At 43.3% G+C, this 788-nt stretch carries 1 protein-coding gene; it reads left to right on the top strand.

The features are described from left to right. Window positions 1-168 precede the first annotated feature (168 nt). Window positions 169-788 (top strand): carbohydrate porin (locus tag AB4653_RS25000; RefSeq protein ID WP_372105575.1); only part of this gene is annotated, 620 nt, incomplete at its 3' end.

Consider the following 788-nt stretch of genomic DNA (forward strand, 5'->3'; position numbering starts at 1 on the left):
CACTATAACCTGTTGATCTAAAGTCAGTAGTTTTAGTCATGGATTTTCTAAAAGTTTCATGGCATTTAAGCTGATTTATCAGTGTGAACAGCGACCAACTTTTCAACGCTTTCATTGCTTAATATTTCCCTGTTCGATGAAAACTCAAAAAAATAATAGGGAAATACAATGCAAAAATTTAAGCTTTTGCCAATAACGGTCGCAGTGGCGGCTTCGCTTGCTTCACTCTCTTCTTTTGCTGCTGATACTAATATCGAAGCACTAGAAAAACGAATTCAAGAGTTAGAATCTAAGGTTGTTGATATTGATTATGTTAACGATCAACAACCCGCGGTTTTAACTGCAGAAACTAAGGTGCCAGATGGCATCGTCTTCTCTGGTTATGCTCGTTACGGCGCTCACTACAAGAGCGGTGATGAGCGTTACGTAGACATCGGTACAACAGGTCGTTCTGTCGGTCGTTTAGGTAACGAAGCTAATGGTGGTGAGGTTCAGCTAGCTAAGCTTTTCGAAGCTGACAATGGTGCGATTTGGGACGTCGTATTCATGGCAGACCACTGGGAAGCAGACGCTTGGGCTGACGATGGCGGCCTAAGTATGAAAAAAATGTACGCTGGTGTAACTAATGTATTTGAAAGCCAACCAGAACTTTACATGTGGGCTGGTCGCGACTTCCACCAACGTCCCCAACAAGGTTTGAATGATTACTTCTGGATGACACACGATGGTCAAGGCGCTGGCTTTAACAACCTAGATTTCGGTGGCGCTAAGCTAGATATGGGCTTTGT

It is taken from the genome of Vibrio sp. 10N.222.48.A3 (genome assembly GCF_041475345.1).
GTDB lineage: Bacteria > Pseudomonadota > Gammaproteobacteria > Enterobacterales > Vibrionaceae > Vibrio > Vibrio tasmaniensis_A.